Below are 21,603 nucleotides of genomic sequence, written 5' to 3'. Positions count from 1 at the left end.
GCTTCTCAGGAGAGTTGTCATGGGCACGTTTGGCCCGCTGCATTGGATCGTCGTCGCCATCATAGCCATCCTTCTGTTGGGAGGCGGGCGCTTCTCGAACCTGATGGGGGACGTCGCCAAGGGCGTGAAGAACTTCAAGAAGGGCATGGCGGAGGAGGACGAAGACGTTCCCGCCAAGCCGGCGCCGCGCATCGAGGCGCAGCAGCCGGTGCGCCCGGCGGAGACGATCATCCAGGACGAGAAGGCGCACTGATCGCCTGCCGCGCTCGCTGACCCGCCCGCGCTGCCGGCCCGATCATGCTTGATTTCAACTTCTCCGAATGGGCGGTCGTCGCCCTGGTGGCGCTGGTCGTCATCGGGCCGAAGGACTTGCCCAAGGCCATGCGCGTGCTCGGCTATTGGGTCGGCCGCGCACGCTCGGTCGCGCGCCAGTTCCGCGCCGGCTTCGACGAGATGATCCGCGAGGCCGAACTCGCCGAGATGGAAAAGAAGTGGAAGGAGGAGAATGAGCGGATCATGCGCATGCACCCGCCCACGCCTCCCGAAACGATCGAGCATGCGCCCACGCCCGCCGATGACGAGGATGGCCCGCCGGTAATGGTCGAGAAGCCGGTCGTCGCGCCGGCGCCGGAAACCTCTCCGACCGATGCCGATACGGCGGCTGTGGAAAAGCCGGCGCCATGAAGGATATCGACGACACCAAGGCTCCGTTGCTCGAGCATCTGCTCGAGCTGCGCCGACGGCTGCTCTATTGCATCGCGGCGCTGATCGTCGCCTTCTTCGTCTGCTATTATTTCGCGGAAGACATTTTCGCGGTCCTCGTCCGCCCGCTGTTGCAGGCGGGGCAGACCCGGCTGATCTACACGCAGATATTCGAGGCGTTCTTCGTCAAGGTGAAGGTCGCCTTTTTCGCGGCGGCGATGGTCTCCTTCCCGGTGATCGCCAATCAGTTATGGCAGTTCATCGCGCCGGGGCTGTATCGCAAGGAGAAGCGCGCGCTGCTGCCGTTCCTGCTGGCGACGCCGGTGCTGTTCGCGATCGGGGCGTCGATGGCCTATTTCATCGCCGTGCCGATGGCGCTTCACTTCCTGCTGAGCTTTCAGGGCAATATCGGCGGGGTGACGCAGGAGGCATTGCCGGCGATCGGCAATTATCTGTCCTTCGTCATGCAATTCCTGTTCGGCTTCGGCATCGCCTTCCTGCTGCCGGTGCTGCTGATGCTGCTGGAACGCGCCGGCATCGTGACGCGCCAGCAGCTCAAGGGCGCACGCCGATATGCGATCGTCGCGGCCTTCGCCATCGCCGCCGTGCTGACGCCGCCCGACGTCGGCTCGCAACTCCTGCTCGCGATTCCCTTGTGCCTGCTCTACGAACTGGCGCTGATCGGCATCTGGTTCACCGAGCGCGCCCGCGCGCGGGAAACCGATACGGAGGTGGTGGCCGGCGAGTGATCGCCGGACGGCTACTTCGCGCTGTCGGCCGTCTTCGAAACGGTCTTGCCGACGGACGAAACGTCCCGGCCCACCCCGGAGATCGTGTTGCAGCCCGCGACCAGCAGTGCGGCGGCGATCGTCGTCATTCCCAGAATCTTGCGCATGGTGCGGCCTCCTCCGGCCGGAATGGTCGATTTCATCGCGAAGTGCAAACCCGCCGGCGCTGAAAAAGGTTAAGGCCCGAAAGCGTCACCGGGGGGGAGGGGACGACACTTTCGGGCCTGTGACTTGGATAGCGAGAGCGGGGGGGCAAAAATTCGCTATCCGGGTCTTTCAACGATCCGCCACGGGGCGGGTTCCGTTCGTCGCGAAAAAAATGCGTTCGGTGCCGCAACGCATTTTGTCATTCCCGCCCCACCACCGCGATCGAGATCGCGTAGCTGCCCTTGGCCGGATCATAGTCCATCGGCGCACGGAGCTGGCGGGACAGGTCCTCGATCACCCGCCCGTAACGCTCGCGGAGGCGCGTGCCGAGCGCCTCGCTTTCGCCCAGCGCGGATGACGAGACGCGCAGGATCGCGCGATCCTCCAGCCCCGGCGCCGGCTTGAGCGAGATGCGAAGCTGCGCCTGCGGGTCGCAGGACAGAGCCAGTTCCACCAGTTCCGTCACCAGGAAGGCGACGGGAACGGCGATATCCTGGCTGACGAAATAGGGATCGAGGTCCAGCGCGATACCGAGCTTGCTGCCCTCCGGCGCGGTCGCGCGGATGTTGGTGGCAAGCTCGCTGATGACGGGACGCAGACCGAGGCCGCGATTCTCCTCCATTTCCGCGAAATGGTTGCGGTGGACCACCGCCAGCGCATCGACGCGGCGCTGGATCGAGGCATAGGCCTGCGACGCGTCCGGCGTCCGCGCGCTGCGGGCATGCAGGTTAATGAGGCTGGAGATGACCTGAAGGTTGTTCTTGACGCGATGATGCACCTCGCGCGTCAGCCGCGTCTGGCGCACCAGCCCTTCGGCCAGCCCCGCCTCGTGCAGCGCAACGGTGCGGGTGAGCGCGCGGAAGGTGTCGCCCAGCTCGCGGATCTCCTGCGCCGGCAGCGCGCGAAGCAGCGCCGGGTCTGGCTCCTCGCCCGGCGTCAGCGCGGCCATGTTGGCGCGCAGTTCCCGCAACGGCCGCACCAGCAGCCGATCGACGACGAACCACGACACGATCGCCGCCGCCGCCCACATCAGCAGCGGCAGCAACAGCGCGATCACCAGCGACGAGGTGATCGGCGTGCTGCGCACCTGCATTTCCAGCGCGAGATCGGCGATGCCGAGATCGGTGCGGTTGGTGGTGCGCCGCTCCAGCGCCGATTCGCGCGGCAGGCCGTCGATGGTCAGGCGCCGCTTGTCCTGGATCAGCGTCAGCTCATAGCGGTGCGCGAAGGCGCTGGGGTGGCTGATGCCGGCGAGGAAGCCGGTGGGGAAGAAAGCGGCGCCGAACATGCCGCGCCGATCCGCCGCCACGCCCAGCGACAACCCATGCGCCGGCTGGATACGGGCGTTCACCGCCGCGCCCTTCGCCAGCATCGCGACGCGCCGGGCGCCGGGAAACGGCGTGCCGCACAACACCTTGCCCTGTCGGTTGAAGATCACGAATAGCGTGCCGCTGGCCGATTGCTGCGCGAACACGCCCTTGGCGCGTGCGCAGCTCGGCGCATCCTGCGCGTCGCCCGCCAGCGCGTTGACGGTGCTGCGCAACGCCGTCATGTCGCCGATCAGTTCGATCGTCATCGCCCGGCTGCTCTCGGTGGAGGCGAGGCGCAGGTCGGCGCGCGCCTCGGTATCGGCGTTGCGGGTGGTCTGTAGCGTCGCGAACACGGCGATGATCGCCAGCGGCAGCAGCGCGATGCTGAGGATCAGGAGCAGCTTGGCTCCGGTCGGCCAGCGCACGATGAAGCTCGCCGCCAGCGCGGATGCGGAGCCGGGACGTTCGACTTTCCCAGCCATTTCGCCAGGCGCGCCTAATCCAGCTTCCCGAGCAGCGTCAGCATCTCGTCGGGAATGTCTTCCTCTATCGTCTTCTGATAGATCGAACGCAACGCAGACCCCATGTCGCGATCCTTCGCCGGCCTCGTCGCGCCTTTCTTCCGATCCGGTTTCGTTGCCTGATCGCCCGAATTCAACACCTGCCCCCGGAAACGCCCGACCGCACGGGATACCTAAAAGACGCGGTTGGCAAAAACCGCAAGGCCCCCGTCGCTCATGGCAACCGGGGAGATCAATGAAACCAAAGAGACGCTCGTTGGTTCCACCACCGGCGACAAAATCGTCGGGCGGGTGCAAAGTTGCCGTGCCGGAAATGCGTTGCCGGGTTAAAGCGTTTGAAATCGTTGGGGGAGGCGCCTGAACCTTCCTCGTCTGGTACGGAGAATTCATTGCCCATGTCGCTCGGTCAACAGCTCGCGCCGCATCTTCCCTTTCTCCGGCGCTATGGCCGCGCGCTCACGGGCAGCCAGTCGCAGGGCGATAAATATGTCCGTGCCACGCTGGAGGCGATCGTCGCGGCGCCGGAGGAATTCCCGCGCGACGTCGATCCGCGACTCGGGCTGTACCGCACGTTCCAGGTGATCTGGTCGTCGTCGAATATCGATGATTCGCGCGATCCGGGCGACGCTGACGAGCAGGAGATGGTGGCGCGCGCGCGGCTGGCGCGGATGACGCCGCTGTCGCGGCAGGCGCTGCTGCTCACCGCGATGGAGGGCTTCACGCCGGAGGACACGGCCTATCTGATCGGGGTTTCCGCCGACAAGGTGGAGGAACTGGTCGAAGAGGCGATGGCCGAGATCGAGAAGCAGACGCGCGCGCGCGTGCTGATCATCGAGGATGAGCCGATCATCGCGATGGACGTCGAGACGATCGTCCGCGACCTCGGCCATGACGTGACCGGCGTGGCGGTGACGCGCGACGAGGCGGTGGCGCTGGCGATGGAGGATCGCCCCGGACTGGTGCTGGCCGACATCCAGCTTGCCGACGACAGCTCCGGCATCGACGCGGTGAAGGATATCCTCGCCGAGTTCCGCGTGCCGGTGATCTTCATCACCGCCTTCCCGGAACGGCTGCTCACCGGCGAGCGTCCCGAGCCGACCTTCCTCATCACCAAGCCGTTCCAGCGCTCGACGGTGAAGGCGGCGATCAGCCAGGCCCTGTTCTTCGATCAGGCGACCGTGCCGGCGGGCTGAACGGTTGATACGGAGCCAAAACGGTTCTTGTTCGTTGGGGTGGAATGACAGACGAACATGAACAGATTCATCGCAGCACGGAGGAGGCAAGGGCCGGGGCCACACCGCATATGACGCGGTATATCCTCGGTTTTTCGCTCATCCTCGTGGTGGCGATCTTCGCGATCCTCGTGCTTGCGCGACTCTAGGCGGCACCGGAAGCGCAGCTTCGACGCGGGTGGAAAAACCCGTTCATAAGCCGTATCTTGTTGAAACTGGCCGGGCTGCTATCCGGCCGAGGCCGGGGAATGATCGCGACAGCATGACGCATGATCCATCGCGTAAAGATGGTGCGGGCGCCGAATTGCCGGCCGGGCACACGGCGCTCCCCGATCCCGAGTTCAAGGCGCAGCTTGCGCAGGTGATTCCGCACCTCCGCGCCTTCGGGCGCTCGCTTTCCGGCAATCGCGACCTCGCCGACGATCTGGTGCAGGAGACGCTGCTGAAGGCGTGGGCCGCGCGCAAGCGGTTCCAGGCGGGCACGAACATGCGCGCCTGGACGTTCATCATCCTGCGCAACCTCTATCTCTCCCAGATGCGCCGCGCGCGCTTCAAGGGCGAGTGGGACGATCTGGTCGCCGACCGGCTGCTCGCCGCGCCCGCCGGACAGGACAAGCACGTCGAACTGGCCGACATGCAGCGCGCCCTGATGCACCTGCCGCAGCCGCAGCGCGAGGCGCTGATCCTCGTCGGCGCCGGCGGCTTCGCCTATGAGGAGGCGGCGGAAATCTGCGGCGTGGCGGTCGGCACGATCAAGAGCCGCGTCGCGCGCGGCCGGGTCGCGCTTGAGGCGCTTATGAGCGGCAACGAGATGACCTCGCGCACCGGGCACAAGGGCGAAAGTGGCGGATCGACGCTGGACGCCATCATGCACGAGGTGGACGAACTCAGCCGCGACCGCTGATCGCGGTCAGGCGATTCGCTCCAGTTGCATGAGCAGGTCGCCTATCGCGTCATCCTTGCCCACAACGCGGAACGCCTCGCGCAGGGATTCGCCGATCGGATCGCTCGCGCGCGGCCTCGCCACCATCTGGATAGCGGGATTGTCGGCGTCACGAAACGAACCTGGATATTCCATAGCGACGAAAACGGTTGAACGCGGATGAAGTTTCTCGGCAGGTAGGCGCCGCCATGACCGACCTTGCCCGTTCCGACGCAGACACCTCACAGTCCACCGCGCATGACGCCGTCGCGCGCGCGCGCGCCAACGCGCCGTTCCTGTCGATGCTGCTCGATCGCGAGCCGGGCCTTGCCGCCGCGCTGGAAGGCGGCGCGCTGCCGTTGGCCAAAGCGGCGACGATCGGCGACGGGCCGGCGGCGCGCGAATTGCGGCTCGCGCGGCGACGGCTGGCGCTGGCGGCGGCGATCGGTGACCTTTCCGGCGCGCTGGATCTGACCGGCGTCACCCACGCGCTCTCCGACTTCGCCGACGCCGCGCTCGATCGCGCGATCCGCGCGGCGATCGAGGAGCGCACTCCCGGCGCGGAGCCTGCCGGCTTCACCGCGATCGCGCTCGGCAAGCAGGGCAGCCGGGAGCTGAATTATTCGTCGGATATCGACCCGATCCTGTTGTTCGACCCGCTCACCCTGCCGACCAAGCCGCGCGAGGACCCCGCCGAGGCGGCGGTGCGGATCGGGCGCCGGGTGGTGGAACTGCTCCAGGCGCTCGACGGCGACGGCTATGTCCTGCGCATCGACCTGCGGCTGCGCCCGTCGCCGGAAGTGACCCCGATCGTCATCCCGGTCGAGGCGGCGATCGGCTATTACGAATCGCAGGCGCTGCCGTGGGAGCGCGCCGCCTTCATCCGCGCGCGCGTCTGTGCCGGCGATATGGCGCTCGGCGCGCGTTTCCTGGAGGCGATCCGGCCGTTCGTATGGCGGCGCAGCCTCGATTTCGGCGCGATCGGGGAGATCGTCGACATCACGCGTCGCATCCGCGACCATCATTCGCAGGGTCAGGCGTTCGGCGCCGGCTATGACCTGAAGCGCGGGCGCGGCGGCATCCGTGAGGTGGAGTTCTTCGCGCAGATTCACCAGCTCATCCACGGCGGCCGCGATCCGGCGCTACGCGTCGGCGATACCCGCGCGGCGCTTGCCGCGCTCGCGGCGGCGGGGCGCGTCGACCCGGACGACGCGCGCGCGCTGACCGACGCCTATGTCGCGCTGCGGACGATCGAGCATCGCGTGCAGATGATCGACGACCGGCAGACGCATCATCTCCCGGCGGGCGAGGCGCTCGATCGCGTCGCGCGGCTCGACGGACGGGCGGATGGCGCGGCGCTGCTCGATCACCTGCGCCCGCATGTCGAGCGCGTCGCGACGGTGTTCGACCGGCTCGCCGCGCCGCCCGACACCGCGCTTTCCATCGACCACGAGCGGCTGGTCGAGCAACTCGCCGCCGCCGGCTTTGCCGATGCGGATGGCGCGGCGACACGGATCGCATTGTGGCGCTCTGGTCGCTATCCCGCGCTGCGCAGCCCGGCGGCGAAGGCCGCGCTGGAGGCGGTGCTGCCCGGCATCGTCGCCGCCTTCGCCGACGCGCCGGTGCCGCGGGCCGCGCTGCAACGACTCGACCTGCTGCTCGAACGACTGCCCAGCGCGATCAACGTCTTTCGTCTGCTGGAGGCGCGGCCGGCGCTCGCCAGCCTGCTCGCGGCGGTGCTCAGCCACGCGCCGACGCTGGCCGACGAACTGGCGCGCCGCCCCGATCTGCTCGACGGGCTGATCGATGCCACCGCGCTGGCGCCGGTCGGCGATCTCGCCGAGCTGGTCGCGGAGATGGAGGCATGGGAGCGCGGCGCGGACTATCAGGCGCAGCTCGATCACGTCCGCCGCGTGGTCGGCGACAAAAGGTTCGCACTGGGCACGCAGATCGTCGCCGGTTCGGCCGATCCGCTGGACGTCTCCGCCGGTTATGCCCGCGTCGCGGAGGCGGCGATCGAGGCGCTCACCCATGCCACGATCGACGAGTTCGTCCGCGCCCACGGCCGCGTGCCGGACAGCGAGTTCGTCATCCTCGCGCTCGGCCGGCTCGGTGGCGGGGCGCTGACCCATGCCTCGGACCTCGACCTGATCTATCTGTTCACCGGCGATTTCGCGGCGGAATCGGACGGGCCGAAGCCGCTCGGCGCGACGCTCTACTATAACCGGCTGGCGCAGCGGGTGACGGCGGCGCTGTCGGTCGCCACCGCCGCCGGGCCGCTCTATTCGGTCGACACCCGGCTGAGGCCGTCCGGCGCGCAGGGGCCGCTGGTGGTGAGCATGGATTCCTTCGCCCGCTATCAGCGCGAGGACGCCTGGACGTGGGAGCATATGGCGCTGACCCGCGCCCGGCCGGTGTTCGGCTCTCCCCCCGCCCGCGCCGCGCTCCGCGCGGAGATCGACGCGGTGCTCGCCGGCGCGCGCAAGCGGCACGATATCGTGGCCGATGCCGCGAAGATGCGGGCCGAGATGGCCGCGCACAAGCAGCCCGCCGGCCCGCTCGACGCGAAGCTGCTGCCGGGCGGCCTCGTCGATCTGGAGTTCGCGGTGCATACGCTCCAGCTCGAACATCGCACCGGCTTCGATCCGGGATTGGCGCGCGCCATCGCCCTGCTCGGGCCGCTGCTGCCGGCGGGTATCGGCGCGGCTTATGAATTGCTGACGCGCCTGCTCGTCACGCTGCGGCTGGTTGCGCCCGACGCGCGGGAGCCGGAAGCGGCGGCGACGCGCGCCTTGGTGGCGCGGGCGCTCGGCGTGAAGGATTGGGCGGCGGTGCTTGCCGGGCTGGACGCGGCGCGGCAGGAGGTGCGCGCCGCGTGGCTAGGAGTGATTGATGGACACGATTCCCGACCTGACGCTGGTTGACCCGAACGGCGCGCCGGTGAAGCTCACCGCGCTGCCGCGTCCGCTGGTGGTCTATTTCTATCCGAAGGACGATACGAGCGGCTGCACGCGCGAGGCGCAGGACTTCTCCGCGCTCGCCGGCGATTTCGCCGGGGCCGGCGTGACGGTGCTGGGCGTGTCGAAGGACAGCCCGAAGCGGCACGCCAACTTCATCGCCAAATACGACCTGAAGGTGCCACTGGCGAGCGACGAGGATGGCGCGGCCTGCGAGGCGTTCGGCGTGTGGGTGGAGAAATCGCTCTACGGCCGCAAATACATGGGCATCGAGCGCGCGACCTTCCTGTTCGGGAAGGACGGGAAGCTGGTCCGCGCATGGCGCAAGGTGAAGGTGCCCGGCCATGCGGCGGCGGTGCTGGAGGCGGCGCGAGAGGGCTGAGGGAAACCGTCATGCCAGCGAAAGCTGGCATCGCTATCGACGAGCGGCACGCTTGAGGCACGAGATCCGGCTTGCGCCGGGGTGATGAGGAGCGCTCAGGAAGCGGCGCCGTCGCCAGCCCGCCATTCTCCCGACCGGCCGCCGCGTTTCTCCAGCAGCCGCACCCCCTCGATCCGCATCGCGCGATCGAGCGCCTTCGTCATGTCGTAGATCGTCAGCAGCGCCACCGAAACGGCGGTCAGCGCCTCCATCTCCACGCCGGTCTTGCCGTCCGTCGCGACGGTGGCGCTCGCCTCGACGTGATCCTCGCCGACCGACAGGTCGAGCGTTACGCGGGTGAGGGGCAGGGGGTGGCAGAGCGGGATCAACTCGCTCGTCCGTTTCGCCGCCATGATCCCGGCGACGCGCGCCACCGCCAGCACGTCTCCCTTCGCCACCGCGCCGTCGCGGATCGCGGCCGCCGTCTCCGGCTGCATCGCGATCCGTCCGGTCGCGATCGCCTCGCGCCGCGTCACCGCCTTGTCGCCCACGTCGACCATGCGCGCCGCGCCCGCTTCGTCGATATGGGTGAGGCGCGTCATCCGATCAGCGCCCGCGTCGCCGCCTCCATGTCGGGCTGGCGCATCAGCGATTCGCCGATCAGGAAGCAGCGCACGCCGCGCGCCGCCATCTCGTCGAGATCGGCGCGGCTGTTCAGTCCGCTCTCGGCGACGAAGGTGCAGCCCGCCGGCGCGCGGCCGACCAGTTCATAAGTGCGCGCAAAATCGACCGTGAAGTCCCTGAGATCGCGGTTGTTCACCCCGATCAGTCGCGACTTGAGCTTCAGCGCGCGCTCCAGCTCGTCGGCATCGTGGACCTCGACCAGCACGTCCATCCCGCGCTCGATCGCGGCCGCCTCGATCTCGGCCAGCGCCACGTCGTCGAGCGCCGCCATGATGAGCAGGATCGCATCCGCGCCGATCGCCCGCGCCTCCGCCGCCTGCCACGGATCGACCATGAAGTCCTTGCGCAGCACCGGCAGGTCGCAGGCGGCGCGCGCGGCGACCAGATAATCCTCCGACCCCTGGAAATATTGCGCGTCGGTAAGCACCGACAGGCACGACGCGCCGCCCGCCTGATAGGCGCGGGCATGGGCCGGCGGATCGAAATCGGCGCGGATCAGGCCCTTGGACGGGCTGGCCTTCTTGATCTCCGCGACGAGGCCATAGCCCGGCGCGCGATCCAGCGCCGTGCGGAAGCCGCGCGGCGGCGTCTGCTCGCGCGCGCGCGCATCGAGATCGGCGAGCGAGGCGCGGGCGCTTCGCTCGCGCACTTCCTCGCGCTTGGTGGCGAGGATCCGGTCGAGAATATTGGTCATTTCCACGCGATCCAGCGATCGAGCAACGCATCGGCCGCGCCCGAATCGATCGCTTCGGCGGCGCGCGCCGCGCCAGCCGGCAGCGCGTCCCCGCTCAGCGCCAGCGCGGCGGCGGCATTGAGCAGCACCGCGTCGCGATAGGCGCCATGCTCGCCGCGCAGCAGGCGGCGCAGCGCATCGGCGTTATAGGCCGGGTCGCCACCGTGGATCGCCGCGATCGGGTGGCGCGGCAGCCCCGCGTCCTCCGGCGCGATCCGATCGGGCAGCGCGACCTTGCCCACGGACACCGCGATCGTCGGGCCGGCGCCGGAAACCTCGTCCAGCCCTTCCTCGCCGGAGACGACCAGCGCCGCCTCCGCGCCCAGTTCGGCCAGTGCGGCGGCATAGACCGGCGCATAATCGGGCCGCGCGATGCCGATGAGCTGCCGCGAGACCCGCGCCGGATTGGCCAGCGGCCCCATCAGGTTGAAGATCGTGCGCTTGCCGATGCGGCGGCGGATCGGGGTGATCCGTCTCACCGCCGGATGATGGGTCGCGGCGAACAGGAAGCAGATGCCCAGCTCGCCCAGCGTCTCCTCCGCCATCGCGCCGGCCCGCTCCATGTCGAGTCCCAGCGCCTCCAGCGTGTCGGCCGCGCCAGCCTTGGACGAGGCGGCGCGGTTGCCGTGCTTGGCGACCGGCACGCCGCACGCCGCCACCACGAGGCTGACGGCGGTGGAGACATTGAGCGTATGGTGCCCGTCGCCCCCCGTGCCGCATACGTCGATCGCGTCGGCGGGGGCCTGGATCGGGATCATGCGGTCGCGCAGCGCGCGGGCGGCCTCGGCGATTTCGGTGGCGGTCTCGCCGCGATCGCTGAGCGCGATCAGGAATTGCGCGATCGCCTCGTCGCCGGCGCGGCCGTCGAGGATGTCGGCGAAGGCCCGCGCCGCATCCTCGCGGCCGAGCGGTGCGGCGGGATCGGGCAGCGGCGAGAAAGCCGTCATGCCGTGCCCGTCAGCTTCAGGAAATTGGCGAGCAGCGCGTGGCCATGCTCGGTGGCGATGCTCTCGGGGTGGAATTGCACGCCGTGGATCGGCAGCGCGCGGTGCCGCACGCCCATCACCGATCCGTCCGGCGCGGTGGCGTTGACCGCCAGCACCTCCGGCACATCCTCGACGATCAGCGAATGATAGCGCGTCGCGGTGAACGGCGAGGGGAGGCCGGCGAACACGCCCGTCCCGTCATGCGTCACCGGCGAGGTCTTGCCGTGCATCAGCCCGCCGCGCACCACCCGACCGCCGAAATGCTGGCCGATCGACTGATGGCCGAGGCACACGCCAAGCAGCGGCCGGCCCGCTTCCGCGCAGGCGGCGACCAGATCGAGGCTGATCCCCGCCTCGTTCGGCGTGCATGGGCCGGGCGAGATCAGGAAGCCGTCCGCGCCCGTCGCCAGCGCCTCCGCCACCGTCAGCGCGTCGTTGCGCACCACCTCGACGCCGGCGCCCAGCTCCATCAAGTAATGGACCAGATTCCAGGTGAAGCTGTCATAATTGTCGACGACAAGGATCATCGCGGCCGCCTTACTCCATTCCGTCCGCATCGCAACGACTGTTGCGCTGCGGAAACATGAAGTAATCGGGTCGCGCGTTCAGCCGGGATACAAGCGGCGTGGATGACGTTGACCATATACCGAGGAGACAAGGCCATGTTCCGCCCCCTGATAACGGTCGCGCTCGCCGCCTTGCCGGCGGCCGCGCTGGCGGCGCAGGCGACGCAGCAGGCTTCCCCGCCGCCGGCCGAAACCGTGCATCAGGAGACGCAGGCCGAAACCGGCAAGCCGCCGCACCGCATCCGCAGCGTGACGCTGACGGGGAACGAGAAATGCCCGCCGTCCACCTCCGACGAGGTGGTGGTGTGCAACCGTCTCGACCCGAACGAGCAGTTCCGCGTGCCGAAGGAATTGCGCCGCCCGCCCGAGGTTCCGGCGAAGAACCAGAGCTGGGTCAATCGCGCGCAGAATGTGGACGAGGTCGGCCGCACGGCCGGCGGCCTGCCCGATACCTGCTCGGCGGTCGGCTCCGGCGGGCAGACCGGCTGCGCGCAGATGAACGCGCGGCAATGGTATCTTGAGCGTCAGGCGATCAAGCGCGCCCAGCAGGAAGGCACCAGCCCGCAGCCGCAGGATTGATCGCGGGCGTCGCCGGGCTGGACCGGCCTTCCGCATCGGTCGCATCGTCGCGGCCTTGTGTCGCGCCGGTTCGTGCCGCAAGAGCGGCGCGGACAAGCGGGCGCGCCCGCCACGGGATGAGTGAGATCAGGTGACGCTCGACACGACCGCGGGGAGGCGGCCCGAATGACCGCCGAGGCAGGGCTTGCCGCCTTGTGGTTCGCCGCCGCGCTCGCCGCGCTGCAACTGGCGCTGGCGGGGCTGGCGGTGCGCCGGAAGGATGCGGCCTTGCTCGCCGCCGTGCGCCCCGTCGCGGTGGTGCAGGGAGCGATGGCGGCGCTGGCGATGGCGGCGCTGATCGCCGTGTTCTGCGTCTCCGACATGTCGGTCGCGCTGGTCGCGGAGAACAGCCATTCGGCCAAGCCGATGCTCTACAAGTTCGCGGGCGCGTGGGGGAACCACGAAGGCTCGATGCTGCTGTGGGTGACGATCCTCGGGCTGGCCGGCGGCGCGGTAGCGCTGCTCGAGCGCCGGCTGGACGAGCGCACGCTGACCGCGACGCTCGGCGGGCAGGCGGCGATCGCGCTGGGCTTCTATGCCTTCCTGCTGTTCGTCTCCAATCCGTTCGCGCGGCTCGATCCCGCGCCGGCGGACGGGCAGGGGCTGAACCCGCTATTGCAGGACCCCGGCCTCGCCTTCCACCCGCCGACGCTCTACATCGGCTATGTCGGCCTGTCGGTGGCCTTCTCCTTCGCGATCGGTGCGCTCGTGACGCGTGACGTCGGCCCGGCCTTCGCGCGGGCGATGCGGCCGTGGGTGCTGGGCGCGTGGATTTTCCTGACGATCGGCATCACGGCGGGCAGCTACTGGGCCTATTACGAGCTGGGCTGGGGCGGCTGGTGGTTCTGGGACCCGGTGGAGAACGCCTCGCTGATGCCGTGGCTGGCCGCGACCGCCCTGCTCCATTCGGTGACGGTGCTGGCGACGCGCGACGGGCTGCGCGCCTGGACGGTGATGCTGGCGGTGGTCGCCTTCTCGATGTCGATGATCGGCACGTTTCTCGTCCGCTCGGGCATCCTCACCAGCGTCCACGCCTTCGCCGTCGATCCGGAGCGCGGGGCGTTCATCCTCGCGCTGCTGGCGATCTATATCGGCGGCGCGCTCATCCTGTTCGCGACGCGCGTCGGCACGGTGCGGGCGGGCAACACCTTCGAGTTGTTGAGTCGCGAGGGCGGGCTGGTGGCCAACAACCTTCTGCTCTCGGTGATCCTCGGCATCGTGCTGATCGGCACCTTCTACCCGATCGTCGCGGCGACGATGGGGACGCAGCTTTCGGTTGGCGCGCCGTTCTTCGACAAGACCGCCGGGCCAATCGCGCTGGTGCTGGTGGCGCTGATGGCGGCTGGGCCGCTGCTGCGCTGGCGCCGCGACGAGGCGCAGGCGGTGCTGGAGCGGCTGATGTGGCCGATCGCCGCCGCGCTGTTCACCGCCGCCGGCGTGGCGGTGCTGTCCGGCGGGATCGGCTGGATGCAGCTTGCCGGCCTGTCGCTCGCGGCCGGGCTGGCGGTGGCGAGCGTCGCGCCCTTGCGGAAGCGGGACCTGCGCCGCGCCCCGTTGTTCCTCTACGGCATGGTCATCGCGCATCTCGGCATCGCGGTGAGCCTAGCCGGCATGGCCGCCTCGACCGCCTGGACGCAGGAGCGGCTGGTCGCGGCCCGCGTCGGCGAGCCGGTGAGGGTCGGGCCGTACAGCGTCACCTTCGAGGGCGTGAATCCGCTGATCGGCCCGAACTGGTCGGCGCTGGAGGCGCGGCTGGCGGTGAAGCGCGGCGAGGATGGCGAGACCTTCTACCTTCGCCCGCAATCGCGCTTCTTCTCCAATCCGCCGACCAGCACCAGCGAGAGCGCGATCCAGACGGTGCTCGACGGCCAACTCTACACCGTGCTCGGCCAGCCGGACGACGCCGGGCGGTGGCAGCTTCGCCTGTGGTGGAAGCCGCTGGTGACGCTGATCTGGTTCGGTGGCGCGCTGGTCGCGCTGGGCGGGGCGCTGTCGATGCTCGGGCACATCCTGCGCGAGCGGCGCGCGGCGCGGCGCGTGCATGAGGCGGCGTTCCAGTGGGATGCTGGCCAATGGAGCGCCGGCCAGTGAGGCGCTGGCTGCTCTGGCTGCCGCTCGCGCTGCTGCTGGTGGTGCTGGCCTTCGCCGCGCGTGAATTGATGAAGCCGTCCGACCGCACCGTCTATTCGGCGATGGTCGGGCAGCCGGTGCCGGATTTCGATCTCGCCCCGCTGGTGCCGGGCAAGCCGGGGCTGTCCGCCGCCGACTTGCGCACCGGCCAGCCACGCCTGCTCAATGTCTTCGCGAGCTGGTGCATCCCGTGCATCGCCGAGGCGCCGCAACTGATGCGGCTGAAGGCGATGGGCGTGCCGATCGACGCCATCGCGATCCGCGACACCGGGCCGGCGGTCGGCGGCTTCCTCGCGCACTACGGCGACCCCTATCGTGCGATCGGCGACGACAGGGTGAGCGTGGTGCAGCTTTCGCTCGGCTCGTCCGGCGTGCCGGAGACGTTCGTCGTCGACGGCGCGGGTAAGATCGTGAAGCAGCACGTCGGCGACATCCGCGCCGACGACGTGGATGCGATCTATCGGGCGTGGCGGAACGCGCGATGAAGCGCGCGGCGATCCTCGCGCTGCTCGCCGCCGCCGCGCCGGTGGCGGCGGATTCGGGGCTGCCTCCGGCGGCGCTCGCCTATACCCAGCTACGCGATCCCGCGCAGGAGGCGGAGGCCAAGGCGCTGATGGAGACGATCCGCTGCGTCGTCTGCCAGGGCCAGTCGGTCGCCGACAGCGACGCCGACATGGCCGGGGACATGCGCGCGCTGATCCGCCAGCGCATCGCCGCCGGGGAAAAGCCGCGCGCGATCCGCGAATGGCTGATCGCGCGCTACGGCGACTATATCACCTACGATCCTCCGCTCTCCGGCGCGACCCTGCCGCTGTGGCTCGCCCCGATCCTGCTGCTCGCGCTTGGCGCATGGGTGGCGCGGGGCAGTTTCCGGCGTCGCAAGCGCCGCTCCGAATAGGGCTGGATTCTCCCGCCGCTCTCCCATAGCCTGCGCCGCAAAACAAAAGTTACGTAGCAAGGAGAGACGGGCTCATGGGCCAGAAGCTGCGATTCGGCACGTTCATCGCGCCGTTCCATCCGTTGCGCGAAAATCCCACGCAGGCGCTGGAGCGCGATCTCGATCTGGTCGTCCATCTCGACAAGCTCGGCTATGACGAGGCGTGGATCGGCGAGCATCATTCCGCCGGCTATGAACTGATCGCCAGCCCCGAATTGTTCATCGCCTTCGCCGCCGAGCGCACGAGGCGCATCCGGCTCGGCACCGGCGTCTCCTCGCTGCCCTACCACCATCCGCTGATGCTGGCGGACCGCATCAACCAGCTCGATCACATGACGCGCGGGCGGGTGATGTTCGGCGTCGGGCCGGGCGCCTTGCCCTCCGACGCCTTCATGATGGGCATCCCGGTGGCGAAGCAGCGCGACCGGATGGACGAGGCGCTCGACGCGCTCGTCCCGCTGCTGCGCGGCGAGACGGTGACGAAGAAGACCGACTGGTTCGAGCTGGCCGAGGCGCGGCTCCAGATGATGCCCTATAGCAGGCCCTCGGTGGAGATCGCGGTGGCCAGCCAGGTCTCGCCGACCGGCGCGCAGGCGGCGGGGCGGCATGGCGTCGGCATCCTCTCGATCGGCGCGACCCAGGCGGGCGGGTTCAACGCGCTCGCCTCCAATTGGGCGATCGCGGAGGAGGTCGCGAAGGAGAGCGGCCGCATCATGAACCGCGACGGCTGGCGGCTGGTCGGCCCGATGCACGTCGCCGCGACGCGCGAGGAGGCGCGGGCGCAGGTGCGCTTCGGGATCGATGACTGGCTCTATTATTTTCGCGAGGTCGCCGCGCTGCCGCTCGCGCCGACCGAGGGCGATCCGATCGACGCCTTGGTCAACAACGGCATGGCGGTGGTCGGCACCCCGGATGACGCGATCGCGCAGATCGAGCGGCTCCGGCAGCAGTCGGGCGGGTTCGGCGCGTTCCTGACGCTCGACACCAATTGGGCGGAATGGGACGCGAAGAAGAAATCCTATGAACTGATCGCCCGCTACGTGATGCCGAAGTTCCAGGACGCCAACGGGAATCGCGACGCCTCGCTGGCCTGGGCGCGCGACAATCGCCCGCGCTTCATCGGCGAGGCGCAGGCGGCGGTCGGCGCGCGCGTCGCGCAGCATATCCAGCGGAAGGGGACGGAGAATATCCGTCCCGAAATCCTCGCCGCGATGGGCCTCGACAAGAAGACGGACGCGGCGGAATGAAGGCCGTCGTCCGCCGCGGCCCGGCGCTGGTGCTGGACGATCTGCCTGAGCCGGTGCCCGGCGCCGGGCAGGTGCTGGCGCGTACCCTGTGCTGCGGGATCTGCGGTTCCGACCTGCACGCGGTGCATTCGATGGAGAAGATGGTCGAGCTTGGCCGCCGCACCGGCGAGCCGGCGCTGATCGACCCCGCGCGCGATATCGTGTTCGGCCATGAATTCTGCGCCGAGATACTCGATCACGGGCCGGGCACCGATCGGCGGCTGAAGCCCGGCACCCGCGTCGTGACGGTGCCGGTGATCGCCTCGCCGGCCGGGTTCGAGACGGTCGGCTATTCCAATCTCTTCCCCGGCGGTTTCGCGGAGGCGATGGTGCTGACCGAGCAGATGCTGCTGCCCGTGCCCAACGGGCTGAGCGACGTGCAGGCGGCGATGACCGAGCCGTTCGCGGTCGGCGAACACGCCGTCGCGGAAAGCGACGCCGGGCCGGATACGGTGAACCTCGTCGTCGGTTGCGGACCCGTGGGGCTGGCGGTGATCGCGGCGCTCAAGGCGCGCGGGCTGGGGCCTGTGATCGCATCGGACTATTCGCCCGCCCGGCGCAGGGTGGCGGAGGGGTTCGGCGCGGATATCGTGATCGACCCAGCGGCGGAGAATCCCCATGCCCGCTGGAGCGAGCTGGGCGTGCCGCACTCGCGCACCGAACGATCGGTGCTGGCGATGAGCGGCCGGCAGGGCAAGCGCGCGATCGTGTTCGAGTGCGTCGGCGTGCCCGGCGTGATCCAGTCGCTGATCGAGGCGGTCCCGGTCGGCGCGCAGATCCTCATCGTCGGCGTCTGCATGCAGACCGACGCGATCGAGCCGTTCCTGTGCATCAACAAGAGCCTCGAGCTGAAATTCGTGCTCGGCTACACGCCGGAGGAATTCGCCGCCACGCTCCACCATATCGCCGAGGGGACGATCGACGTGCTGCCGGCGATCACCTCGGAGGTCGGGCTGGACGGCGTGGCGGAAGCCTTCCGCGCGCTCGGCGATCCGGAGGCGCAATGCAAGGTGGTGGTGCGGCCATGAGCGACGAGGCGTTGCCGGGGATGCCCCCGCTAACTTTTGTCGAGACCAACGGCATCCGCATGGCCTGCTACGACGTGGCGGGGGAGGGGATGCCGGTGGTGTTCTGCCACGGCTTTCCGGAACTGGCCTATTCGTGGCGGCACCAGCTCGCCGCCTTCGCGGAGGCCGGTCATCGCGCGCTCGCGCCGGACCAGCGCGGCTACGGCCTGACCGATCGGCCGGAGGCGGTCGAGAGCTACGACATGGAGCAGCTTTGCGCCGATCTCGCCGGGCTGCTCGACGCCAAGGGGATCGAGCGGGCGATCTTCTGCGGGCACGATTGGGGTGGCCTTGTCGTGTGGCAGATGGCGCTGCGTCACCCGGATCGCGTCGCGGGGGTGATCGGCCTCAACACGCCGTTCATCCCGCGCGCCTCCGCCGATCCGATCGCGCTGATGCGCATGGCGCTGGGCGAGGACATGTATATCGTCTGGTTCCAGAAACCGGGCGAGGCGGACGCCGCGTTGGCCAGGGACGTCGACAAGACCTTTCGCTTCTTCATGCGCCGCCCGACGATGACGCCGGCCGAGTTCGCCGCGCTGCCGGCGGAGCAGCGGAATTTCCCGCTGGGCCTGATGTTGGAGGCATATGACCCGGCGGGCGACGAGCATCAATTGCTCAGCGACGGGGAGCGCCGTGCCTTCGTCGATACCTTCGCCCGCACCGGCTTCACCGGCGGGATCAACTGGTATCGCAACTTCACGCGCAACTGGAAGCGTTCCGCCGGCATCGCCGACCGCGTGACCTGCCCCGCGCTGATGATAACCGCCGAATGCGATCACGTCCTCCCGCCGTCGATGGCGGAGGGGATGGAGAAATACGTCCCCGATCTCGACCGGCATATGATCGCCGGATCGGGCCATTGGACGCAGCAGGAAAAGCCCGACGAAGTGAGCCGCGTGATCCTCGATTGGGTCGCGCGTCGCTTCGCGCACGAAGGAGCATGACGATGCGGCTGGTCAGCGATCATATCATCGAGGGGCGGCCGGGGCCGACCTTCCCGCCGGTCTATCCCACGCTGGAGGGCGTGGACCTGGGCGATATCCAGGCCTTCACCAAGGGGCAGCCGTGGGGCGATTATGCCCGGATGCGCGCCGAGGCGCCGGTGATGTGGCATCCGATGCGCCGCGACGGCGTGGGCTTCTGGGCCGTCACCCGCTTCGACGACGTGAAGCGCGTCAACGGCGATCCGGAGACGTTCAGCTCCGAAAAGGGCGGCATCCTGATGGCGCTCGGGCCGGAGGAGACGCGGCATCCGACGCTGTTCTCCGCCTCGACCAATTCGATGATAAACCTCGATGCCCTGCCGCATCGCCAGCTCCGCAAGGAGCATATGCCCTATTTCACCGCCACCTACATCAAGGGCCTGCGCGATCGCGTCTCGGCGGAGGTGACGCGGCTGCTCGACGCGATGGCGCCGCTGGGCAAGTGCGACATGGTGGAGAAGTTCAGCCAGCGGCTGCCGATCTTCACCCTGTGCGAGATGCTCGGCGTGCCGCTGGCGGACCGCGAACGCTTCATGGCGTGGGTCCATTTCCTCGAAATGGCGCAGCAGGTGGCGGTCGAGCAGATCGACCAGCTCGACAAACTGTCCGAACCAAGCCCCGAGATCGCCGCCTTCATCGAACTGTTCAACAAGAACGTCGCCGAGATGTTCGATTACGGCCGCTACATGCTCGCCAGGCGCCGCGCCGATCCGCGGCCGGACCTGATGAGCGCGATCGCCAACGCGATGGTCGACGGCGAGCCTTTGCCCGATCCGTATCTCGACGGCGCGTGGCTGCTGATTGTGTTCGCCGGCAACGACACGACGCGCAACTCGCTCTCCGGCGCGATGAAATTGTTCACCGAGAACCCGGACCAGAAGGTGCGGCTACAGGCCGACGGCAACCTGCTGACCAATGCGGTGCATGAGATCACCCGCGTCGTCTCCCCCGTCATCTACATGCGCCGCACCGCGACGCGCGACACCGAGGTCGGCGGCCAGCGCATCGCGGAGGGCGAGAAGGTCATCATGTACTACGGCGCGGCCAATCGCGATGCGGCGATGTTCCCCAATCCCGACCGTTTCGACATCGCGCGCGCCAATGCCGAGAAGAACATCGCCTTCGGCTACGGCCCGCACATCTGCATCGGGCGGATGACCGCGCAGCTCCAGCTCGAGGAAGCCTATCGCCAGCTCTTCGCGCGTTTCCCCGATATCCGCTGGACGGGCGAGATGGATATCGCGCCGAACAATTTCGTCCACGCCGTGCGCCGGCTGGAGGTGGAGTTCACGCCGGAACGCGCGGTCCGGGCGGCATGAACAAGGCCCCTTCCCGGTCGGCGGGAAGGGGCCTTGCCCGAATCAGGCCGGCATCCGGTGCAGCGCGCACAGCTTGTTGCCGTCCGGGTCGCGCAGATAGGCGAGGTACATGCTCATCCCGTTGCCGCTGCGGACGCCGGGAGCATCCTCGATCGCCGTCCCGCCATTCTCCACGCCCGCCTTGTGCCATGCGTCGGCCTGCGCCGGGTCGCTCATCGCGAAGCCGATCGTTCCGCCGTTGGCATGGCTCGCCGGCTGGCCGTCGATCGGCTTGGTGACCATGAAGATCCCGCCGTTGTGGAGATAGATCAGGCGGCCTTTCTCGTCCTGGATCGCGGCTTTTCCGCCGATCGCGCCGAACAGCGCGTCGTAGAATTTGCGCGAACGATCCAGATCGTTCGAGCCGATCATCATATGGCTGTACATGGTGCCTCTCCTGCAACTTCCGCGCACTAAACCATCGGACATGCGTGCCGTCCAGCCAAAGAGATTGCCGAACATTTTGTCCCGGACCGGGACGATCGAAAACTTTGAAAGCGCGTTGGTTCTGCCATCATTAATTTTCTGGTAATTTTCATTCGGGTCTGCGCGACTCGGGCAAGCCGAGCGTTTCGTTCATTCAGACAGGGGTAACGAAATGAAGAGGTTTCTTGCTATTGCCGCGGCGACCGCCGCGGTTGCCGCGTCACCAGCTTATGCGAGTGCCGCGTGGGAATTCACCAGCGCCAGCAACAGCTACACCAACGGTAGCTGGAATTTCGCCAACAGTTTCACGGTGCTCAATGCCGTGACCGTGAGCGGGCTGGGCTGGTACGCTGATCCGAATACCGGCAATGTGGACGCCAACCCGGTCGCGCTCTACAAATGCGATACTGCCGGATGCCTGACGACGGGAACGTTGCTCGCGCAGGTGACGGTCGACAACACCTATGCGCTTCAGGGGCATTTCCGGTTCGTCACCGTCCCCGAACTGACCCTTGCGCCGGGCGACTATCTTATCTCGGGCGTCAGCGACACCAACAACTATACCTGGAACGACACCGGCTTCACGGTCGATCCGAATATCCAGTATAACGACAATCGCTGGTTCTCGACCACTTCTGGCGCGATGCCCTCCTTCAATACTTCGGTCGTGAATGACGTAACCGATGGTTATTGGGGGCCGAACCTGTTCCTCGGCGCGGCGACATTCGCGGGAGTTCCGGAGCCGGCGACCTGGGCGATGATGATTCTGGGCTTCGGGCTGGTAGGCGCCAGCTTGCGTCGCCGCGAAAAGGCGGTTGCCCGGTTCGCCTGATATCCCATGCCAAGTCATCGAAGGCCGCCACCGGAAGGCCCGGCGGTGGCCTTT

At 68.4% G+C, this 21,603-nt stretch carries 24 protein-coding genes; 16 read left to right on the top strand and 8 right to left on the bottom strand.

Annotated features, from left to right (window positions below; translation table 11 throughout):
- The first annotated feature begins 19 nt into the window (after window positions 1–19).
- From F9288_RS17530 to tatC, 3 genes are read left to right on the top strand one after another with little or no spacing between them, the layout of a single operon-like run.
- Window positions 20–253 (top strand): twin-arginine translocase TatA/TatE family subunit, encoded by a 234-nt coding sequence (locus tag F9288_RS17530; protein WP_174837972.1) that lies wholly within the window; start codon window positions 20–22, stop codon window positions 251–253.
- A gap of 44 nt (window positions 254–297) precedes the next feature.
- Window positions 298–684, top strand: a complete 387-nt coding sequence (gene tatB, locus F9288_RS17525) for a Sec-independent protein translocase protein TatB (RefSeq protein ID WP_174837971.1) — start codon at window positions 298–300, stop codon at window positions 682–684.
- Window positions 681–1,451 carry a twin-arginine translocase subunit TatC gene (tatC, locus tag F9288_RS17520; protein WP_174837970.1) on the top strand — a complete coding sequence of 257 codons (771 nt, stop codon included), beginning with the start codon at window positions 681–683 and terminating at the stop codon, window positions 1,449–1,451. The genes tatB and tatC overlap by 4 nt, the downstream gene beginning before the upstream one ends.
- A gap of 11 nt (window positions 1,452–1,462) precedes the next feature.
- Here tatC and F9288_RS17515 read toward each other — a convergent pair whose 3' ends face one another.
- The 3 genes from F9288_RS17515 to F9288_RS17505 form a co-directional block, all read right to left on the bottom strand.
- Window positions 1,463–1,597, bottom strand: a complete 135-nt coding sequence (locus F9288_RS17515) for an entericidin A/B family lipoprotein (RefSeq protein ID WP_174837969.1) — start codon at window positions 1,595–1,597, stop codon at window positions 1,463–1,465.
- A gap of 239 nt (window positions 1,598–1,836) precedes the next feature.
- On the bottom strand, window positions 1,837–3,429 hold the full coding sequence (locus F9288_RS17510) for a sensor histidine kinase (RefSeq protein WP_174837968.1): 1,593 nt from the start codon (window positions 3,427–3,429) through the stop codon (window positions 1,837–1,839).
- Window positions 3,430–3,443: 14 nt separating this feature from the next.
- A complete protein-coding gene (locus tag F9288_RS17505) occupies window positions 3,444–3,533 on the bottom strand; it encodes a NepR family anti-sigma factor (RefSeq protein ID WP_174837967.1) in 90 nt (29 codons plus the stop codon).
- Window positions 3,534–3,863: 330 nt separating this feature from the next.
- On the opposite strand from F9288_RS17505, the gene F9288_RS17500 reads away from it, so the two are divergent.
- The 4 genes from F9288_RS17500 (at window position 3,864) to F9288_RS17485 (ending at window position 8,961) form a co-directional block, all read left to right on the top strand.
- Window positions 3,864–4,661: a response regulator gene (locus tag F9288_RS17500; protein WP_174837966.1), complete on the top strand. Its 798-nt coding sequence runs from the start codon at window positions 3,864–3,866 to the stop codon at window positions 4,659–4,661.
- Window positions 4,662–4,962: 301 nt separating this feature from the next.
- Window positions 4,963–5,604 (top strand): sigma-70 family RNA polymerase sigma factor, encoded by a 642-nt coding sequence (locus tag F9288_RS17495; RefSeq protein WP_174837965.1) that lies wholly within the window; start codon window positions 4,963–4,965, stop codon window positions 5,602–5,604.
- A gap of 227 nt (window positions 5,605–5,831) precedes the next feature.
- Window positions 5,832–8,546 (top strand): bifunctional [glutamine synthetase] adenylyltransferase/[glutamine synthetase]-adenylyl-L-tyrosine phosphorylase, encoded by a 2,715-nt coding sequence (locus F9288_RS17490; RefSeq protein WP_174837964.1) that lies wholly within the window; start codon window positions 5,832–5,834, stop codon window positions 8,544–8,546.
- Window positions 8,515–8,961 (top strand): peroxiredoxin, encoded by a 447-nt coding sequence (locus tag F9288_RS17485; protein WP_174837963.1) that lies wholly within the window; start codon window positions 8,515–8,517, stop codon window positions 8,959–8,961. The genes F9288_RS17490 and F9288_RS17485 overlap by 32 nt, the downstream gene beginning before the upstream one ends.
- A gap of 95 nt (window positions 8,962–9,056) precedes the next feature.
- Here F9288_RS17485 and moaC read toward each other — a convergent pair whose 3' ends face one another.
- Genes moaC through F9288_RS17465 form a run of 4 tightly spaced genes read right to left on the bottom strand, consistent with a single transcriptional unit; the run spans window position 9,057 to window position 11,870 of the window.
- Entirely contained in the window at window positions 9,057–9,542 is a 486-nt protein-coding gene (gene moaC / locus F9288_RS17480) for a cyclic pyranopterin monophosphate synthase MoaC (protein WP_174837962.1), read from the bottom strand.
- Window positions 9,539–10,318, bottom strand: a complete 780-nt coding sequence (gene trpC, locus F9288_RS17475; protein WP_174837961.1) for an indole-3-glycerol phosphate synthase TrpC — start codon at window positions 10,316–10,318, stop codon at window positions 9,539–9,541. Before trpC ends, moaC begins: the two co-directional genes overlap by 4 nt.
- A complete protein-coding gene (gene trpD / locus F9288_RS17470; protein ID WP_174837960.1) occupies window positions 10,315–11,304 on the bottom strand; it encodes an anthranilate phosphoribosyltransferase in 990 nt (329 codons plus the stop codon). Before trpD ends, trpC begins: the two co-directional genes overlap by 4 nt.
- Window positions 11,301–11,870: an aminodeoxychorismate/anthranilate synthase component II gene (locus tag F9288_RS17465; protein WP_174837959.1), complete on the bottom strand. Its 570-nt coding sequence runs from the start codon at window positions 11,868–11,870 to the stop codon at window positions 11,301–11,303. The genes trpD and F9288_RS17465 overlap by 4 nt, the downstream gene beginning before the upstream one ends.
- 135 nt (window positions 11,871–12,005) lie before the next feature.
- Here F9288_RS17465 and F9288_RS17460 point away from each other — a divergent pair, with 135 nt between their 5' ends.
- The 8 genes from F9288_RS17460 (at window position 12,006) to F9288_RS17425 (ending at window position 20,252) form a co-directional block, all read left to right on the top strand.
- The gene (locus F9288_RS17460) at window positions 12,006–12,488 is read left to right on the top strand and encodes a hypothetical protein (protein ID WP_174837958.1); all 483 of its coding nucleotides are present in this window, start codon (window positions 12,006–12,008) and stop codon (window positions 12,486–12,488) included.
- A 165-nt stretch (window positions 12,489–12,653) separates the two neighbouring features.
- Window positions 12,654–14,618, top strand: coding sequence for a heme lyase CcmF/NrfE family subunit (locus tag F9288_RS17455; RefSeq protein WP_174837957.1), 1,965 nt, complete (start codon window positions 12,654–12,656; stop codon window positions 14,616–14,618).
- Window positions 14,615–15,142 (top strand): redoxin family protein, encoded by a 528-nt coding sequence (locus F9288_RS17450; protein ID WP_174837956.1) that lies wholly within the window; start codon window positions 14,615–14,617, stop codon window positions 15,140–15,142. Before F9288_RS17455 ends, F9288_RS17450 begins: the two co-directional genes overlap by 4 nt.
- Entirely contained in the window at window positions 15,139–15,555 is a 417-nt protein-coding gene (locus F9288_RS17445) for a cytochrome c-type biogenesis protein (protein ID WP_174837955.1), read from the top strand. The genes F9288_RS17450 and F9288_RS17445 overlap by 4 nt, the downstream gene beginning before the upstream one ends.
- A gap of 74 nt (window positions 15,556–15,629) precedes the next feature.
- Entirely contained in the window at window positions 15,630–16,841 is a 1,212-nt protein-coding gene (locus F9288_RS17440; protein ID WP_174837954.1) for an LLM class flavin-dependent oxidoreductase, read from the top strand.
- Window positions 16,838–17,908 carry a zinc-binding dehydrogenase gene (locus F9288_RS17435; protein ID WP_174837953.1) on the top strand — a complete coding sequence of 357 codons (1,071 nt, stop codon included), beginning with the start codon at window positions 16,838–16,840 and terminating at the stop codon, window positions 17,906–17,908. The genes F9288_RS17440 and F9288_RS17435 overlap by 4 nt, the downstream gene beginning before the upstream one ends.
- Complete coding sequence (locus tag F9288_RS17430; protein WP_174837952.1) at window positions 17,905–18,894, top strand: alpha/beta fold hydrolase; 990 nt, start codon at window positions 17,905–17,907, stop codon at window positions 18,892–18,894. Before F9288_RS17435 ends, F9288_RS17430 begins: the two co-directional genes overlap by 4 nt.
- 2 nt (window positions 18,895–18,896) lie before the next feature.
- Window positions 18,897–20,252, top strand: a complete 1,356-nt coding sequence (locus tag F9288_RS17425) for a cytochrome P450 (protein WP_174837951.1) — start codon at window positions 18,897–18,899, stop codon at window positions 20,250–20,252.
- A gap of 42 nt (window positions 20,253–20,294) precedes the next feature.
- Here the strand turns inward: F9288_RS17425 and F9288_RS17420 are convergent, their stop codons facing one another.
- Window positions 20,295–20,678: a VOC family protein gene (locus tag F9288_RS17420; protein ID WP_174837950.1), complete on the bottom strand. Its 384-nt coding sequence runs from the start codon at window positions 20,676–20,678 to the stop codon at window positions 20,295–20,297.
- Between the two features lie 211 nt (window positions 20,679–20,889).
- Here F9288_RS17420 and F9288_RS22230 point away from each other — a divergent pair, with 211 nt between their 5' ends.
- Window positions 20,890–21,549 (top strand): PEPxxWA-CTERM sorting domain-containing protein, encoded by a 660-nt coding sequence (locus tag F9288_RS22230; protein ID WP_254620931.1) that lies wholly within the window; start codon window positions 20,890–20,892, stop codon window positions 21,547–21,549.
- Window positions 21,550–21,603: the final 54 nt, after the last annotated feature.

The organism is Sphingomonas sp. CL5.1 (assembly GCF_013344685.1).
In the GTDB taxonomy this organism is placed as follows: domain Bacteria; phylum Pseudomonadota; class Alphaproteobacteria; order Sphingomonadales; family Sphingomonadaceae; genus Sphingomonas.
Note: the sequence above shows the minus strand (reverse complement) of the source record. Positions and strands in the feature narration are given on the sequence as shown.

Excerpts from the sequence above, each read along its gene's own strand:
- F9288_RS17425 (WP_174837951.1), top strand. The coding sequence starts at position 18,897 with ATGCGGCTGGTCAGCGATCATATCATCGAGGGGCGGCCGGGGCCGACC.
- F9288_RS17495 (WP_174837965.1), top strand. The coding sequence starts at position 4,963 with ATGACGCATGATCCATCGCGTAAAGATGGTGCGGGCGCCGAATTGCCG.
- F9288_RS22230 (WP_254620931.1), top strand. The coding sequence starts at position 20,890 with ATGAAGAGGTTTCTTGCTATTGCCGCGGCGACCGCCGCGGTTGCCGCG.
- F9288_RS17460 (WP_174837958.1), top strand. The coding sequence starts at position 12,006 with ATGTTCCGCCCCCTGATAACGGTCGCGCTCGCCGCCTTGCCGGCGGCC.
- F9288_RS17420 (WP_174837950.1), bottom strand. The coding sequence starts at position 20,678 with ATGTACAGCCATATGATGATCGGCTCGAACGATCTGGATCGTTCGCGC.
- F9288_RS17440 (WP_174837954.1), top strand. The coding sequence starts at position 15,630 with ATGGGCCAGAAGCTGCGATTCGGCACGTTCATCGCGCCGTTCCATCCG.
- trpC (WP_174837961.1), bottom strand. The coding sequence starts at position 10,318 with ATGACCAATATTCTCGACCGGATCCTCGCCACCAAGCGCGAGGAAGTG.
- F9288_RS17515 (WP_174837969.1), bottom strand. The coding sequence starts at position 1,597 with ATGCGCAAGATTCTGGGAATGACGACGATCGCCGCCGCACTGCTGGTC.
- F9288_RS17435 (WP_174837953.1), top strand. The coding sequence starts at position 16,838 with ATGAAGGCCGTCGTCCGCCGCGGCCCGGCGCTGGTGCTGGACGATCTG.
- F9288_RS17445 (WP_174837955.1), top strand. The coding sequence starts at position 15,139 with ATGAAGCGCGCGGCGATCCTCGCGCTGCTCGCCGCCGCCGCGCCGGTG.
- tatB (WP_174837971.1), top strand. The coding sequence starts at position 298 with ATGCTTGATTTCAACTTCTCCGAATGGGCGGTCGTCGCCCTGGTGGCG.
- F9288_RS17505 (WP_174837967.1), bottom strand. The coding sequence starts at position 3,533 with ATGGGGTCTGCGTTGCGTTCGATCTATCAGAAGACGATAGAGGAAGAC.
- F9288_RS17490 (WP_174837964.1), top strand. The coding sequence starts at position 5,832 with ATGACCGACCTTGCCCGTTCCGACGCAGACACCTCACAGTCCACCGCG.
- F9288_RS17510 (WP_174837968.1), bottom strand. The coding sequence starts at position 3,429 with ATGGCTGGGAAAGTCGAACGTCCCGGCTCCGCATCCGCGCTGGCGGCG.
- F9288_RS17485 (WP_174837963.1), top strand. The coding sequence starts at position 8,515 with ATGGACACGATTCCCGACCTGACGCTGGTTGACCCGAACGGCGCGCCG.
- F9288_RS17455 (WP_174837957.1), top strand. The coding sequence starts at position 12,654 with ATGACCGCCGAGGCAGGGCTTGCCGCCTTGTGGTTCGCCGCCGCGCTC.
- trpD (WP_174837960.1), bottom strand. The coding sequence starts at position 11,304 with ATGACGGCTTTCTCGCCGCTGCCCGATCCCGCCGCACCGCTCGGCCGC.
- tatC (WP_174837970.1), top strand. The coding sequence starts at position 681 with ATGAAGGATATCGACGACACCAAGGCTCCGTTGCTCGAGCATCTGCTC.
- F9288_RS17430 (WP_174837952.1), top strand. The coding sequence starts at position 17,905 with ATGAGCGACGAGGCGTTGCCGGGGATGCCCCCGCTAACTTTTGTCGAG.
- F9288_RS17530 (WP_174837972.1), top strand. The coding sequence starts at position 20 with ATGGGCACGTTTGGCCCGCTGCATTGGATCGTCGTCGCCATCATAGCC.
- moaC (WP_174837962.1), bottom strand. The coding sequence starts at position 9,542 with ATGACGCGCCTCACCCATATCGACGAAGCGGGCGCGGCGCGCATGGTC.
- F9288_RS17465 (WP_174837959.1), bottom strand. The coding sequence starts at position 11,870 with ATGATCCTTGTCGTCGACAATTATGACAGCTTCACCTGGAATCTGGTC.
- F9288_RS17500 (WP_174837966.1), top strand. The coding sequence starts at position 3,864 with ATGTCGCTCGGTCAACAGCTCGCGCCGCATCTTCCCTTTCTCCGGCGC.